Here is a 16,308-nt window from a genome sequence, read left to right on the forward strand (position 1 = left end):
TTTTTATTTAAAATATTATTTATTTAGTGATGTGAGTAATTTTTCTTTAAATTTACGTCCAAAATTTTGTGCATCTTTCAATTCTTTTTCGCATGGTTTAAAGTTTATTTTAAGTGAAGGAGTTAAAAGGTTCATTTTTAATTCTTTAAGTCTAGATTCAGTATTAGGAATTCCTTCACCACTCCATCCATAGGAACCAAATACTGCTGCAATTTTACCACCATGAACTAATGGATTTAAATGTGTTAATAAATCACGAATTGGCTCGAGCATATCTGAATTTATTGTTGGAGTACCAAATAATATACCGTCTGCTGAGTTTATTTCATCTAATAAATAATTTTTGTCATGATTTATAACATCATAAATACTTAAGTCTATATCCCCATTTTCACATATGGATTTTGAAATTTCTTTAGCAAGTGTTTCTGTATACCCATATGCAGATACATAACATACAACAACTTTTGGTTTTTCATTTTTAGGTTGAGGAGTACTCCATTCCTTGTATAAAGATATTACTTTTTGTATATGTTTTCTTAAAACAGGTCCATGACCTGTACATACATAATTTATTTCTAGATCTTTAATTTTATCAAGTGCTTTAAGTACAAATGATTTAAATGGTCCAAATATGCAGTCATAGTAATATTTTAATGCATCCATATAATCTTCATAATTTTCAACTGAATCGTCAAAAATATTGTTTGTGCAATAATGAGCTCCGAATGAATCGCAAGTTATTAAAGTCTTTAATTCTTTAACATAAGTATATATAGTATCTGGCCAATGTAAAAATGGAGCAGATATAAATTCAAGAGTTTTATCCCCCAAAGATATTGATGAATTTTGAGTTGCTTCTATGTATTTAAAATCTTTATTAGCAACTTTTTTTAGATATTTTATAGCAGTTGGTGAAGCTACTATACTAATATTTGGACACAACTCTATCATTCTTTCAACAGATCCCGCGTGATCTGGCTCTGTGTGACTAACTACTAAATAATCTATTTTTTTCAGATCTATATTAGCTTCTTTTAATCTTTCTATATATTGATCAAAAAATTGAGATTTTACAGTTTCAAAAACTGCTGTTTTTTCACTTCCTATAATTACATATGAATTATAAGTTGTACCATAAGGAGTATTCATTATTATGTCAAATACTCTAAGTTCTGGGTCTAGAGCACCTACCCATAATAAATCGTTTTGGATTTTATAACTTTTCATATTTAAATCCTTTCTTATTTTTTAATTGTGATTATATTTAATATTATAAATTTTAAATAATATTTTAGTCAAAATAATATTTTTTAAATAAGATATAAAAATGAAAAAATAAATATAATATCGATAATTGTCGCATAAAATATTTATTTTTATATGAAAAATTTTGAAATAATGACAAATTACTAAAAAATATTGTGTTAAAATTTATTGTATTATATTATTTGTTAGGAAGGTATTAATTATGAGAGTAATTGAGGTATTGAAAGGAAGAGAGTATAGTTTAAGTGAAATAATAGAGTATTATTATAAAGTAGTTGAAAGTGAAATTGTAATGGATATTGGAGATAAAATAGATTCTAAACTTGTATATGGAATACAAATAGATAAGGTTTTGATTAAAAAAGATGGACAACAAGTAAGTGAGAGTGAAAAAGTTGAAATTATAAGTTGTAATTTGGAGTTTGTTAAAGAAATTTGCAGAACTTTACATAAACAATTAGTATCTCCATTCCATTTAATCGATGTTTTAGAAGATAATATAAGTTCTGTATTTAGAGAAAATTTTAAAATAAGATTTAAAGAAAAAGTTTAAAGAGAGTTTTGGTGTAAGAATTTGATAATAGGTATTGGATGCGATATTTTAGAAATATGTAGAGTAGAATCTCTTTTAGAGTATAAGGGATTTCTAAATAAGTATTTTACAGATAATGAAATATATATGTTTAATACTCAGAAGAATAAAAAAAAATATGTAAATAAGATAGCTTCTAACCTTTGTGTTAAAGAAGCATTTTTTAAATCTATATCATCATCCCATAAACTAAAAAATTTTAAATTTAAAGATGTAGAAGTTTTAAGGTATGAAGATGGAAGACCGTATTTAAATTTATTAAATGGTCTAAAACAACTGAATAATAACGTGAGTATAACTATATCAAATGAAAGAGATTACGTAGTATCATTCATTATTTTAGAAAATTAATTATAAAGAATATTAATAAGTAATAAAAAAAAATAGAGTGAATAAGTATTATCTATAAAATTTTAGAGAGGATGTACTTATTTTGAAAAAAATTATTGTATTTTTTATATTATTTCTGTTTATTGTAGTTTCTTGTAAAATTGAAAAAATAGAAAATCCTGAACAAGCCTTTGATTATGTTAAGGGAATTAAAAATTATGTTTCTGATGTAAGGATTACATTTAAAAATGAGAGAAGCGAAGAAAGTGTGTTCTTAAGGCAGTATAGTTGTTCTAATGGAAGTTATAGATTGGACTTGGAAGAGGATCGTATATACATATATAAAGATGATAAGATATTTGTGAAGGATCTAGAAAATAATAGGGAATATTTTTTAGACAAAAATTTTGATGAAGTGTATAAATATACTTTTCTAAATGAATATATAAAATTGATTTATTCAATGGATCAAGTAAAATATTTTAAGGAATCTTATGGAGAAGGGGATCAGATCAAGAGTTTTTACGGAGCTGAGGTCAATTTACCTATAAACAATTTAAATATAAATTCTGCTGTTTTGTATTTGGATATGGAAAAGTGCTCCCCTATTAAACTTGAAATATTTGATATTAATAAAGAGGTTAGGATTTTAGTAGAGTATTTAACTTTTGAAACTTTAGAAGATATTGATTTACAGTTGTTTGAATATTAGTTTATTGAGCTTAGGAGGAATTATGAGATTTGATTATAATGTTTATGCTGAAGTAAATTTGGATAATCTACTTGGAAATTTGAAATTCATTCAGGGTATGAATGAAGGGAAGAAAATTATGCCTGTTATTAAAGATGATGCATATGGTCATGGAATTGTGGAAATTGCCAATAAACTTATTGAAAACGGAATTGAAATATTATGCGTTAGCAATATAAATGAAGGTGTTTTATTAAGAGAATGTGGTATTAAAGCACAGATTCTAGTATTTGGAATCACTCCTGTAAATTATATTATGGATTTAATAGAGAATGATCTAACTCAAACAATTTCTAGTATTGAATATGCTGATATGATAATAGAACAATTATCAAGAATAAATAAGAGTTTAAAAGTACATATAAAGGTTGATACTGGAATGGGAAGAGTGGGATTAATTGCAAGTGATGAAAATTTTAAAATTGTAAATAATATATTAAGTAATCCTTTGATTGATATCCAAGGTGTATACTCTCATTTATCGGATGCTGGATCTGAAGATAGAAATTATACCATTAATCAATATAAATTATTTAAAATGTTTTGTAATAATTTAGCTCAATTCAAACTAAATATTAAGTATAAACATATATGCAATAGTGATGGAGGGTTAAATTATAAGTTTGATGATATTGAGTATATAAGACCAGGACTTCTATTATATGGCTATAGTAATAGTATGGGTAAAAATTATAAAAACCTTAAACCTGTCATGAATCTAAAAGCTAAAATTGTACATATAAAGAAGGTTAATAAAGGTGAATATATAGGATATGGTAAGGCATATAAAGTTAATAAGGAAAGCTACATTGCTACTTTAAATGTAGGGTATGGTCACGGTTATCCTAGATATTTGTCTAATACAGGAAGAGTAATAATTAATAATGAGTTTGCTAATATTGTTGGTAATGTATGCATGGATCATTGTATGATCGATATTACAAATACTAGTGGTATTAGGTTGTTTGATGATGTTATATTGATAGGAGATAATGAAAGAAGAAAAATAGATGCACATGAAATAGCAGGGTATGGTAATACTATTTGCTATGAGGTGCTATGTGGCATACGTAGGAAAGTTCCTAGAGTTTACTTAGAAAATAATAAGATAAAATATATTAGAGAAGGGTAGTATTAGAAATTTTATAATTGTAGATTTTTATAAAGTTGTAAAAAAATAGAATATATTATATAATCAGAGAAGTACGTAATTAGGTATATAATGAGCTATAATTGTAATTTATAATTATGGGGGTACTTCTAAAGTGAGTATATTTAAAAAACCATTCTCTAAGCCGCGATTGATTAACACTAAATTAAAACAAAAATGTAACATAAATTTAAGAAAAAGCATATTAATATTTATTAGAAACAGGAATTGGGAAACTGTAAGAAAAGGATATGAATATATGGGGGATATAAATATAGAATTATCTGAATGTGGATTTTTATCAGCTTTTGAAGAATTAGTTAAATATGAGATAAGGCTTTCGGAGAGTGATAGTTTAGATGACTACAATGGTAGTGAAAAGAGGGGACATATTTTATGCTGACTTAAGTCCTGTTATAGGGTCTGAGCAGGGAGGAATACGACCCGTTATAATAATTCAAAATGATATAGGAAATAGGTATAGTCCTACTGTCATAGTTGGAGCAATAACTTCTCAGATTAATAAAGCTAAGTTACCTACTCATGTTGAAATATCATCTGAAGAATATGGCTTAAATAAAGATTCTGTGGTGTTGCTAGAACAGATAAGGACTTTAGATAAAAAAAGACTTAAAGAAAAAATAGGGCGTATGACTAAAAATGATATGAAGAAGGTAGATAAGGCCTTATTTGTAAGTTTGGGATTGGATTTTAAAATATAAATTATAATATATTAATGGCATTTTTAAAATGCCATTAATGTTTTTTTGGAGAGAGATATATTTTATGAAAAACATTAAAAAAATTCTGCTTGTATCTTTAGCAATATTATTTATTTTATGTTTTGGGAGTTATATAACTTATAGCAAAAGTTTTGTTAATACTGATTACATACACGAATTTAAACAAGATATAAATAATTTATTAGATAATAACCTAGATACTTATTTTGTATTACCCGATTTTACCAATTATTTAGAGTTTAAATTAGAAAATCATAATGGTATAAAGGATATAGAATTAAATTTTGATAACACAAAATACGATTATAAGTATAAAATATACTCGAGTAATGATGGATATACTTATGATGAAGTTAAGTTTGAGAAAGAAATTATAAACTCAACTCTTGAGATAGCCCATACTAATATAATGGATGTTTTTATAAGACTTAGAATTTTGAGTAGCAACAGTAAGGATTATATACATATAAAAGATATAAGTTTTTTAGATGAAGATGGAAATAAGATTAATAATGTAGAGATAAAAAAAGAAGAGCCGATTATAAATGAATATAAATTTCAAAAAAAAAATGTGTATTATAAAGATGTTATAAACGGACTTATATCCAGAACTCTAGGAGAGGAATATGTTGAATTCTTTGATGTGTCATTTCTCCCAGATGATAGAGGTAATGATTATTTTGTCCTTTATACAGATAATGATAAAGTAATGCTTAAAGGGAATAATATAAATTCTATATGTGTTGCTCTTAATTATTATTTTGAACATTATTTAGAACAAACGTTTGAAAGATTTGGAGATTCTAAGATAAAGGCAATATTACCACTACCTAGAGTAGATAATAAAATAGAGAAAAATATAGATATGGAGTTTAGATATAATTATAATTATGTAGCTTATGGATATACAATGGCTTACTGGGATTTTAAGGATTGGGAAAGAGAAATTGATTGGATGTCTTTAAACGGATTTAATATGGCGTTAAATCTGGTTGGATATGAGGAAGTTGTGAGAAGGTTTTTAAGCGAATTTGGATTCAGTTTTTCAGAAATAGTAAATTATTTAACCTCTCCAATATATTTACCATGGCAATTTATGGGGAATATAAGTTCTATTGGAGGAGAGTTAACGCCTAAATGGTTTGAGGATAGAGCTAAACTTTCTATAGATATTCAAACAAGGATGATTGAATTTGGAATAGAACCTATACACCAGATGTTTATAGGGTATTTTCCATATAAAGAGAATAGTGGAGTTAATGTTATAAGAGGATCGTATTGGAGTAAGATAAAGGGACCAGATAGATTGGATTTTAATAATAATGATGTAGAATTTATTAGTAGTGTATATTATAAAAAACAAAAAGAATTATTTGGTGAATCTAAGTATTTTGCTGGTGATTTGTTTCATGAAGGGAATAATTTGTATGGATATGATCCTGTTGAATTATCAAATAAAGTTTTAAAACTTCTTATTGATAATAATGGAGAGAATTCTATATGGATTATACAGTCATGGTCCCATAGTCCTTCTTCGGAAACCATAGAGAATCTTAATAGAAATAATACTTTGATATTAGATTTACATTCTCAATTAAATACTCGTTGGAAGGGAATTTCTAAATTTAACAATATGTCGTGGAAAGATAGAGAATTTGACAGATCGAATTGGATATTTGGAGTGTTGAATAACTTTGGAGGAAGAAGTGGGTTATATGGTCATACAAGGCATTTATTAAATCAATTTTATGATGCAAAATATAATTCAAATTATTTGAAAGGGGTAGCTCATACATCTGAAGGCATTGGATTTAATAATTTTATTGATGAACTTGTAACTGAAATAATATTTTCAGATAAACTTGATATTGATGAATTTGTAAGTAGATATTTGAGAAATAGATATGGAAAGAGTGATAATGATTTATTGAAAGCATTTAATATTTTATTAGATACGGTATATAATCCTGTAATAAATATTTATCATGAAGGAGCATCAGAATCAGTTATAAATGCTAGACCTTCGTTAGATGTTAAGAGTGCGTCTAAGTGGGGATCTATTCATAAAAATTATAACTCAGAGAAATTAGAGGAGGCACTTAGAATTTATTTTTCAAAATATAATGAGTTTAAAGATAGTAAAGGATATATGACTGATTTAATTGATATAGCGAGTGAAGTTATAATTAATTTATCAAATGAGTATTATAAAAATTTGCAAGATTATTACAACAATGGGGAAATTGAATTTTTTAAATTAAACTCTCAAAGATTTTTAAATATGATCTTATTACAAGCAAATATATTGTATTATAATGAACGAAAAAGTCTTCAAAAATTAATTGATAAATTAGATGATTTAAACTATGATGACTATTTTGAGGATACATTAATAATTAATAAGAAAACAATATTAACTACGTGGTACGATAAACAGGTATCTGAAGATGACGGTCTTAGAGATTATGCAAATACTGATTTTTATGATATTGTAGGAACTTTATATTATAATAGATGGAAAAGATTTTTTGATAACATACAAGAAAATGCAGTAAATGGATTTTATGATGATTATAGATTTGATATTAAATGGATAAATGATGATGATTCTCTTAGATTTAGTAAGCCTGATAAATCCCTAAATAATCTGATAGAATTATTACTAGTTGAGATAAATATGCATAGAAATGATTTTTCATTTTTAGGAGATTTGATATATTCTATTAAAGATTTGGTGATAAATTGATTTTTAATATGTAAAAGGTAGATGGGAAGCTAATATAAGGTTTTATATTATTGGCTTCCCTTTTATTATTTTTGATTAAATATATTAATTTGAATGTGAAAATTTGAAATCTATTAGTATACAAATAAGGAAATGTAGTGTTAAAATTTATGTTATAATGTAACTTATAACACAAACATAGGAGAATTTGTTATGATTGATTTTATAAAAGTATCAAAAACATATGAAAAAAATGTAAAAGCTTTGATAGATGTTAGTGTATCTATAGAACAAGGTGAATTTGTTTTTTTAGTTGGATCAAGTGGAGCTGGTAAATCTACTTTTATAAAAATGATTTTAAGGGAGATAAAACCTACGAGTGGTAAGGTCATTATAAATAATAAGGATGTTGGTTTAATTAAAAGGAGGGATATACCTTATCATAGGAGAAGTATAGGTATGGTTTTTCAAGATTTTAAGTTAATATCTAATTTGAGTGTTTACGAGAATGTTGCTTTTGCTATGAGGGTTGTTGAATCTGATGAAAAAGAGATTAGAAAAAGGGTTCCTGTTGTTTTAAGTTTGGTTGGTCTTTCAGATAAATATAAAGTCTTTCCGCATGAATTATCTGGGGGGGAACAGCAGAGGGTATCTCTTGCAAGAGCAATGGTTAACAATCCGTCTATATTAATAGCAGATGAGCCTACAGGTAATTTAGATCCAGATACTTCTCTTGAAATAATGGCACTTCTTCAAGATATAAATAGAGGTGGCACTACAGTTCTTATGGCAACTCATGCTAAGGATATTGTAGATAGAATGAAAAGAAGGGTTGTTGCGATCGAAAGAGGAGTAGTTTTAAGAGATGAAAAGAGAGGGAAATACGAATAATGAAAGTTTCGAGTTTTAAAGGATTTACTATCGATGCTATTAAGAGTTTATTTAGAAATAAGACTATAAGTATAGCAACTATAGTTAATATAGTTGTTACGTTAACTATTTATGGTGTATTTTTGATACTTATGAATGTTATTGTTGCAAATGTAAATGATGTTGAATCTCGTCTTCAGCTCAAAGTTTATCTAAAGGATAATATAACCGTAGAACAACAACAACAAGTAAAGGATGCTATAAGTGGTATTGAGGGGATAGAAAGTGTTTATTACGAAAGTAAAGCGGAGGCACTTGTTAATTTTAAGAATCAACTTAGAGATTATGCGTGGATGATTGAGGGTTATGATGAAAATAATAACCCACTTCCAAGTTCTTATGTTGTTAAGATAAAATCGTCGAGTGTATCGGACCGTATAGAGAAAGCACTTCAAGGATTTGAAGGTATTGATGATATTGGAAGTGACAAGGTGCTTGTTAAAGAAGTTTCTAAAATATCTACATTTATTAGGATTGCGTGGATCGTTTTATCATTCATTTTAATATTAGTTTCACTGTTTTTGATAATGAATACAATTAAACTTACAATATATTCACGCAGGAAAGAAATATATATAATGAAATTTGTTGGAGCGACAGATTGGTTTATAAGATGGCCATTTGTAATAGAGGGTATTATCTTAGGAGTTATAGGATCTTTTATTTCTATTGGAATAATATATTATAGTTATTTTTATGTTTATAGTTTTTTGAATGGTAGAAATTTATTTTCCTATTTAATTTCTCCCAATGTGATTTTGATACAGTTAACTATTCATTTTTTCCTAATAGGTATATTAGTTGGTATTGTCGGAAGTATATTTTCGTTAAGAAAGTTTTTGAAGGTTTAGTTTAATGTTATAATTTGAATATTTAGGAATAAATAAGGGAATAAATAAAACTAGTTGTTAGTTGGTTTGGAGGAATTTATGAATATTAACAGTAATGACAAAGATATGTCGAATAATAAAGAAGATAAATTATTGAATTTTAAAAAGATATCAAAAGTATCTAATAATAGGTTTCTTATTATAATTTTTGTTGTGATAGTATTTTTGATTACTAATATTTTAAGTTATATAGTTGGTATAAATTTTTCCTCTGGACTTTATATAAACCAGGGAGGATTAAAATCATTCTCAGGGGATATAGCTGATTATAAAAAAATTATGTTTGTTAGAAATATTATAAATAAGACTTATAATCCTTATGATGGCGCTAATGCTTCGGATTTAGTAGATGGTGCCATAAAAGGTATGGTTGATTCACTTGGTGATCCATATACTGTTTATATGAATAAAGATGAATTTTCTGATTTTAATCTTAGAAGTAAGGGGAATTATGTTGGAATAGGCATACAGGTTGCTCCTAAAGAGGGTAAAATATCTGTAATATCAGTGTTTAAAAATTCTCCTGCAGAGAAGTCTGATATTAGGGATGGAGATTATATTATAAATGTTTCAAATGAAAATGTTGATGAGGATTGTATTGATAGAGCGATATCTCTTATAAAGGGTGAAGAAGGTACGAGTGTAAATTTGGTTATAGAGAGAGATGGAAAAGAACTAAATCTTAATGTATTAAGAGAAAAAATAGAGGTTATGCCAGTAGAATATGAGAAAGTTACAGAAGATATTTTATATATAAAAATAAATTCTTTTGATGAAAATTCTTCAAAAGGCGTTAATGAAGCTTTGTATAGTTCCGACTATAGAGGGATTATACTTGATTTAAGAGGTAATCCGGGAGGACTTCTAAATGAATGTGTTGATATAGCATCTCAGTTTATACCTGAAGGGGAAGTTATAGTTTCTATGGATGATAAGTATGGTAATAAAGAGGTTATTAAAGCGAAAAAAGGAGTGTCTGAGGATAAAAAAATTGTTGTACTTGGAGATTCTGGAAGTGCTTCGGCTTCAGAAGTTTTAATCGGTGCTCTTAAGGATCATAACAGAGCTGTTTTTGTTGGTGAAACAACGTTTGGCAAGGGATTGGTTCAGAGGGTATTTGAACTTGGTGATGGTAGTGGAGTTAAGGTTACGGTGTCTAAGTATTATACACCATCAGATGAATACATAAATAAGGTTGGAATAAATCCTGATGTTGAGGTTTTATACCCCCAAGATGAAATTATTAAACATAAACAAATAGCTAATGGGGATTCAAAAAAGATGAGAGAGCTAGATTATCAATATTTAAGGGCTTTAGAGATATTAAAGGAGAATATTAAAAGTCAATGATTTTGTATGTTTATTTAATATCTTTTATTTTGAATTTTATTAATATATGTAAAAATAATAAGGTGGGAATTTATTACCACCTTATTTTAATATGTAAAAATATATTATTAATAATTTTTTTGAATTTACTTTTTAAAGATATGATCAAAAGTATTGGTATTTATTATTTAGATGAGAAGGTTTTAATATTAATTTGTTTATTTAGTTTGTTAAATTATTTTTTGGTAGGTAGGTATATATGTATATCGTTTAGTGGGGTTATATGTTATTTGTTTTTAAAATTAATTGGATTTGATGTAGATACTAGTTTTATAATTTTACTCATTGGAGTCCTACATATATTTGAGGGTGTATTTATTTGTTTGAATTTTGAAAGCAATATTAATAAGCTTTATTTACCTATTTATTTTGGGGGTATTCATATAATATTTCTTATGTTTTTTAGAAGAAGTTATTTAAATAATTTTAAATATAGTAAATTTATATCCGGGTTATTCGTTTTTGTATATGGTGTGATTGTTATGATATTATATAAATTTATAGGAAATGTATTTTCGTTAATAATGATTTGTTTTCTTCATGAAGTTATGATTTTGTTAGAAAAGAGAGTTAATAAAGAGATTTGTAAGATTATTTAGGAGATATATAATGAAAAAGTTTAAGATAAATTCGAAATTTAAGCCTATGGGAGATCAGCCTCAAGCTATAAAAGAACTTGTAAATTCTATTAATTGTGGGAATAAATATCAAACTCTTTTAGGTGTTACTGGATCTGGAAAAACTTTCACTATGGCGAATGTTATAGAAAATCTTCAAAGACCTGCTTTGGTACTTGCTCATAATAAAATATTAGCTGCACAATTATGCACGGAATTTAGGGAGTTTTTTCCAGAAAATTCTGTTGAATATTTTGTATCTTATTATGATTATTACCAACCTGAGGCGTATGTTCCTCAAACAGATACATTAATAGAGAAGGATGCTTCTATTAATCAGGAGATAGATAAGTTAAGGCACTCTGCTACATCTTCTTTAATTGAGAGAAGAGATACTATAGTTGTGGCTTCGGTATCTTGTATATATGGTTTAGGGAATCCTTTGGAGTATAGGAAGCTTGTTGTTAATTTGAGAGTTGGTATGGTTCGTGATAGGGATGATATTGTACGCCAACTTGTTGAAATACAGTATGAAAGAAATGAAATAGATTTTGCTAGATGTACGTTTAGAGCTAAAGGTGATGTTCTTGATATTGTACCGGCATCTTCTTTTAATGTTGGTATTCGAGTTGAATTTTTTGGAGATGAGATAGAAAAAATAAGCGAATTTGATATTTTGACAGGAAAGGTTTTTTCAAAGTTAACACATATTTCAATATACCCAGCGACGCATTTCGCTACATCTAAGGATGCAATTGAAAATGCGATAAATGAAATAAATTTAGAGCTTTATGATAGAGTTAAGTATTTTAAAGAAAATGGTAAACTTTTAGAGGCTCAGCGGATTAAAGAGAGAGTTAATTATGACATTGAGATGATGAGAGAGATTGGATATTGCAGTGGTATTGAAAATTATTCTAGGATTTTAGATGGGAGAGAGAAGGGGAGTAAACCTTATACTTTATTTGATTACTTTCCGTCTGATTATTTGTTATTTATAGATGAATCTCATGTTACTATACCACAGATTAGGGCTATGTATGCTGGGGATAGGTCAAGAAAAGAATCCCTTGTTAATTATGGATTTAGACTTCCTTGTGCTTATGATAATCGTCCTCTTAAATTTGAGGAATTTGAAGAGAAGATAAACCAGGTGGTTTTTGTTTCAGCAACGCCTTCAGATTATGAGAAAGAGCATCAGGAAGTTATAGTAAATCAAATTATAAGACCTACAGGTCTTTTAGATCCTATAGTTGAGGTTAGACCTATTGAAAATCAGATAGATGATTTATATGGGGAAGTTATAAAAACTATAGAGAAAGGTTATAGGGTTTTAGTTACAACTTTAACTAAAAAAATGGCAGAACATTTAACTGATTATCTGAATGAGTTAAACATTAAAACTACATATATGCATTCAGATGTGAAAACCATAGATAGAATGGAGATAATAAGGGATTTAAGAAGTGGAGAATTCGATGTTTTGGTTGGTATAAATTTGTTAAGAGAGGGTCTTGATATACCTGAAGTATCCCTTGTATGCATTCTTGATGCTGATAAAGAAGGTTTTTTAAGATCTGAAACAAGTCTTATTCAAACGATAGGAAGAGCCGCAAGAAATGCAGAGAGTAGAGTTATATTATATGGTGATATTATAACAAAGTCTATGAAAAAAGCTATTGATGAAACAAAGAGAAGAAGAGATATACAAATGGAGCATAATAAAAAGCATGGCATAATTCCTAAAACTGTTATAAAGGGTATAAGAGAGGTGATACAAGCAACGAAGATATCCAATGAGGGAGTGAGTAAAAAGAAGGTCGATATAAATATTCCAAAAGATTTTGATGAGTGTATGAAACGAATTGATGTACTTGAGAAAGAGATGAAAAGATGTGCTAAGGAACTTGATTTTGAGCGCGCGATGGAACTTAGAGATGAGATAAGAGAAATTAAGAAAATTGTATTTATTTAGGAGGAATAATGGAATACATAGAGATAAAAGGTGCGAGGGTTAATAATTTAAAGAATTGTAGTGTTAAATTTCCAAGGAATAAACTTGTTGTATTTACTGGAGTTTCTGGATCGGGTAAAACTTCTTTAGCTTTTGATACTTTATATGCAGAAGGTCAGAGGAGATATGTTGAATCATTATCTACATATGCAAGGCAATTTCTAGGGCAGATGGATAAACCGGAGGTTGACTCTATAACAGGCTTATCTCCAGCCATATCTATTGATCAAAAAACAACCTCAAGGAATCCTAGATCTACAGTTGGTACGGTAACAGAAATATATGATTATTTAAGACTTTTATACTCGAGAGCTGGAACACCACATTGTTACAAATGTGGGAAGGAGATAAAACGTCAGACCATAGATCAAATAGTGGATAGTATAATGGATATTGGGGAAGGAAGTAAAATTCAAGTATTTTCCCCTATAGTAAAAAAACAAAAAGGAAAGCATGAGAAACTTATAGAGAATATTAAAATGCAGGGTTTTGTAAGAGTTCGCATAGATGGGGAAATTTATGATTTATCAGAAGAAGAGATAAACTTAAATAAGAATAAAAAGCATGATATAGATATTTTAGTTGATAGGATTGTTATTAAGAGTTCATCGAGAGGGAGAATTTTTGAATCTGTTGAGAGCAGTTTGAGGTTTTCTGATGGTATTGTAATTATTGATGTTATTGGTTTTGAGGAGATGCTTTTTTCTGAGAAATTTTCTTGTGTTGATTGTCAAATAAGCATATCAGAACTTGAGCCTCGTAGTTTTTCGTTTAATGCTCCTTTTGGGAAATGCGATGAGTGTGATGGAATTGGGAGAAAATTTGAGATAGATAAAAAATTACTTATAAATGAAGAGCTATCTATTTTGGGTGGATGTATAAATAGCATTGGAGAAAGTTCTTTAAAAGAAGGGAGTTGGTCTTTTAGTATATTTAAAGCTTTAAGTGAAAAATATGATTTTTCTTTACATGAACCATTTAAAAATCTAAGTGAAGATATAAAGGATATAATATTTAATGGAACAGAGGAGAAGATAAGCATTAAGTATGGAGAAGAAGGAAATACATATAATCATAGATTTGAAGGAATTATGAATGTATTAAAAAGAAGATATAGAGAGAGTTCTTCAAATCATGTAAAACAAGATATTGAAAGATATATGTCAAACAAAAATTGCGAGAAATGTAATGGTGCGAGACTAAGACCTGAGGTTTTAGCGGTTAAATTTAATGGTGTTAATATATATGAATTAACGTGTATGAGCATAGAGGATTCTATAAAATTTTTAGATGAAGTTGAGCTTAAAGGGAAAGATAAAGTTATAGCAGAACCTATAATTAATGAGATAAGAAGTAGATTGTCTTTTTTAAATAATGTCGGATTATCTTATTTGAATTTAGCGAGAACCGCATCAACTTTATCAGGTGGTGAATCTCAGAGGATAAGACTTGCTACCCAAATTGGATCGAGCCTTGTTGGTGTTTTATATGTTTTAGATGAACCGAGTATTGGGCTTCATCAAAGAGATAATGATAAGCTTATAGAAACGCTTAAGAGTTTGAGAGATATTGGAAACAGTGTTGTGGTTGTTGAACATGATGAAGATACTATAAGGGAAGCGGATTTTATAGTGGATATAGGTAAGTTTGCGGGAGATCAAGGTGGAGAAGTAGTTTATCAAGGGGATTATAATGGGATTTTAAGATCTTACGAATCTATAACAGGAGCGTATTTAAGAGGAGAGAAAACTATTCTAGTTCCTCAAAGTAGAAGAAGTGGTAATGGAAATTTCATAGAAGTTATAGGGTGTATTGAAAATAATTTAAAAGATATTTCTATAAATATACCTCTTGGAACATTAACATTAGTTACTGGAGTTTCTGGATCGGGAAAGAGTACTTTTGTAAATCAAATATTATATAAGGGGATAAATAGAGAGCTGAACAATTCGAAAGATAAGCCGGGAGCATTTAAGGAAATAAAAGGTATAGAGAATATAGATAAGATAATTGATATAGATCAATCTCCTATTGGTAGAACTCCAAGATCGAATCCGGCTACATATATAGGGGTATTCGATTACATAAGGGAATTATTTGCGACAACAAATGATTCAAAGGTTCGTGGGTATAAGCAAGGAAGGTTTAGTTTTAATGTTAAAGGCGGAAGATGTGAGGCTTGCCAAGGTGATGGAGTTATAAAAATAGAGATGCAATTTTTGTCAGATGTGTATGTTAATTGTGAAGTATGTAAAGGAAGTAGATATAATAAGGAAACTCTTGAGGTTAAATATAAAGATAAGAATATATCTGATGTTCTTAATATGACTGTATATGAAGCTATGGAATTTTTTGAGTCTATACCAAAGATATATAATAAGATAAAGACCCTAAATGATGTTGGATTATCGTATATAAAACTTGGTCAGAGCTCTACGACATTATCAGGTGGAGAAGCACAGAGAGTTAAACTTGCAAATGAGCTATCTAAAAAAAGTACGGGAAGGACGCTTTATATATTAGATGAACCTACAACAGGTCTTCATATATATGATGTAAGTAAGCTTGTAGAAATTTTACATATGCTAGTTAATAATGGGAATACTGTAATTGTTATCGAACATAATCTGGATGTTATAAAAAATGCAGATTATATTATTGATTTAGGTCCTGAGGGCGGATCTTTAGGAGGGAATGTTATAGCTAAGGGTAAGCCGGAAGAAATTTGTTTAGTTAAGGAATCTTATACAGGTAAATATTTAAGGAAATATTTAGATATTGAATAGGATTTTTATTATGAATTTTTGGGAATTAATTTCAAAGGGTATATCTATATGTAGTGTGTTTTTGCTTTTTTATATAGTTTTAACACTTATAAAGAATTACATATTCAATGATTTTTGATATT

General features: G+C 28.0%; 14 protein-coding genes. 13 read left to right on the forward strand and 1 reads right to left on the reverse strand.

Annotation, left to right across the window (positions count from 1 at the left end; translation table 11 throughout):
* Positions 1-15: 15 nt before the first annotated feature.
* Positions 16-1,230 carry an FprA family A-type flavoprotein gene (locus RATSFB_RS00380; protein ID WP_014094086.1) on the reverse strand — a complete coding sequence of 405 codons (1,215 nt, stop codon included), beginning with the start codon at positions 1,228-1,230 and terminating at the stop codon, positions 16-18.
* 241 nt (positions 1,231-1,471) lie between these two features.
* Here RATSFB_RS00380 and RATSFB_RS00385 point away from each other — a divergent pair, with 241 nt between their 5' ends.
* The 13 genes from RATSFB_RS00385 to uvrA all read left to right on the forward strand — a co-directional run bounded on the left by RATSFB_RS00385 (position 1,472) and on the right by uvrA (position 16,186).
* Positions 1,472-1,822, forward strand: a complete 351-nt coding sequence (locus RATSFB_RS00385; protein WP_014094087.1) for a DUF6514 family protein — start codon at positions 1,472-1,474, stop codon at positions 1,820-1,822.
* A 21-nt stretch (positions 1,823-1,843) separates the two neighbouring features.
* Entirely contained in the window at positions 1,844-2,212 is a 369-nt protein-coding gene (gene acpS / locus RATSFB_RS00390) for a holo-ACP synthase (RefSeq protein ID WP_014094088.1), read from the forward strand.
* An 82-nt stretch (positions 2,213-2,294) separates the two neighbouring features.
* Positions 2,295-2,903, forward strand: coding sequence for a germination lipoprotein GerS-related protein (locus RATSFB_RS00395; RefSeq protein ID WP_014094089.1), 609 nt, complete (start codon positions 2,295-2,297; stop codon positions 2,901-2,903).
* Between the two features lie 22 nt (positions 2,904-2,925).
* Positions 2,926-4,074: an alanine racemase gene (gene alr, locus RATSFB_RS00400; RefSeq protein WP_014094090.1), complete on the forward strand. Its 1,149-nt coding sequence runs from the start codon at positions 2,926-2,928 to the stop codon at positions 4,072-4,074.
* Positions 4,075-4,207: 133 nt separating this feature from the next.
* Positions 4,208-4,495 (forward strand): hypothetical protein, encoded by a 288-nt coding sequence (locus RATSFB_RS00405; RefSeq protein WP_014094091.1) that lies wholly within the window; start codon positions 4,208-4,210, stop codon positions 4,493-4,495.
* Positions 4,452-4,814, forward strand: coding sequence for a type II toxin-antitoxin system PemK/MazF family toxin (locus tag RATSFB_RS00410; protein ID WP_014094092.1), 363 nt, complete (start codon positions 4,452-4,454; stop codon positions 4,812-4,814). Before RATSFB_RS00405 ends, RATSFB_RS00410 begins: the two co-directional genes overlap by 44 nt.
* A gap of 64 nt (positions 4,815-4,878) precedes the next feature.
* Entirely contained in the window at positions 4,879-7,581 is a 2,703-nt protein-coding gene (locus RATSFB_RS00415; RefSeq protein ID WP_044035448.1) for an alpha-N-acetylglucosaminidase TIM-barrel domain-containing protein, read from the forward strand.
* Positions 7,582-7,773: 192 nt separating this feature from the next.
* A complete protein-coding gene (ftsE, locus tag RATSFB_RS00420; RefSeq protein ID WP_014094094.1) occupies positions 7,774-8,451 on the forward strand; it encodes a cell division ATP-binding protein FtsE in 678 nt (225 codons plus the stop codon).
* Positions 8,451-9,341 carry a permease-like cell division protein FtsX gene (ftsX, locus tag RATSFB_RS00425; RefSeq protein ID WP_014094095.1) on the forward strand — a complete coding sequence of 297 codons (891 nt, stop codon included), beginning with the start codon at positions 8,451-8,453 and terminating at the stop codon, positions 9,339-9,341. The genes ftsE and ftsX overlap by 1 nt, the downstream gene beginning before the upstream one ends.
* Before the next feature lie 78 nt (positions 9,342-9,419).
* Positions 9,420-10,730: a S41 family peptidase gene (locus RATSFB_RS00430; RefSeq protein ID WP_014094096.1), complete on the forward strand. Its 1,311-nt coding sequence runs from the start codon at positions 9,420-9,422 to the stop codon at positions 10,728-10,730.
* Positions 10,727-11,368 carry a hypothetical protein gene (locus tag RATSFB_RS00435; RefSeq protein WP_014094097.1) on the forward strand — a complete coding sequence of 214 codons (642 nt, stop codon included), beginning with the start codon at positions 10,727-10,729 and terminating at the stop codon, positions 11,366-11,368. The genes RATSFB_RS00430 and RATSFB_RS00435 overlap by 4 nt, the downstream gene beginning before the upstream one ends.
* A gap of 10 nt (positions 11,369-11,378) precedes the next feature.
* A complete protein-coding gene (uvrB, locus tag RATSFB_RS00440; RefSeq protein ID WP_014094098.1) occupies positions 11,379-13,361 on the forward strand; it encodes an excinuclease ABC subunit UvrB in 1,983 nt (660 codons plus the stop codon).
* Positions 13,362-13,369: 8 nt separating this feature from the next.
* Entirely contained in the window at positions 13,370-16,186 is a 2,817-nt protein-coding gene (gene uvrA / locus RATSFB_RS00445; protein WP_014094099.1) for an excinuclease ABC subunit UvrA, read from the forward strand.
* Positions 16,187-16,308 lie beyond the last annotated feature (122 nt).

It is taken from the genome of Candidatus Arthromitus sp. SFB-rat-Yit, assembly GCF_000283555.1.
GTDB lineage: Bacteria > Bacillota > Clostridia > Clostridiales > Clostridiaceae > Dwaynesavagella.

Bases quoted from the DNA above. Each gene is read 5' to 3' on its own strand.
- ftsX (WP_014094095.1), top strand. From the start codon at position 8,451: ATGAAAGTTTCGAGTTTTAAAGGATTTACTATCGATGCTATTAAGAGT.
- ftsE (WP_014094094.1), top strand. From the start codon at position 7,774: ATGATTGATTTTATAAAAGTATCAAAAACATATGAAAAAAATGTAAAA.
- uvrA (WP_014094099.1), top strand. From the start codon at position 13,370: ATGGAATACATAGAGATAAAAGGTGCGAGGGTTAATAATTTAAAGAAT.
- RATSFB_RS00435 (WP_014094097.1), top strand. From the start codon at position 10,727: ATGATTTTGTATGTTTATTTAATATCTTTTATTTTGAATTTTATTAAT.
- alr (WP_014094090.1), top strand. From the start codon at position 2,926: ATGAGATTTGATTATAATGTTTATGCTGAAGTAAATTTGGATAATCTA.
- uvrB (WP_014094098.1), top strand. From the start codon at position 11,379: ATGAAAAAGTTTAAGATAAATTCGAAATTTAAGCCTATGGGAGATCAG.
- RATSFB_RS00385 (WP_014094087.1), top strand. From the start codon at position 1,472: ATGAGAGTAATTGAGGTATTGAAAGGAAGAGAGTATAGTTTAAGTGAA.
- RATSFB_RS00380 (WP_014094086.1), bottom strand. From the start codon at position 1,230: ATGAAAAGTTATAAAATCCAAAACGATTTATTATGGGTAGGTGCTCTA.
- RATSFB_RS00415 (WP_044035448.1), top strand. From the start codon at position 4,879: ATGAAAAACATTAAAAAAATTCTGCTTGTATCTTTAGCAATATTATTT.
- RATSFB_RS00430 (WP_014094096.1), top strand. From the start codon at position 9,420: ATGAATATTAACAGTAATGACAAAGATATGTCGAATAATAAAGAAGAT.
- RATSFB_RS00410 (WP_014094092.1), top strand. From the start codon at position 4,452: ATGACTACAATGGTAGTGAAAAGAGGGGACATATTTTATGCTGACTTA.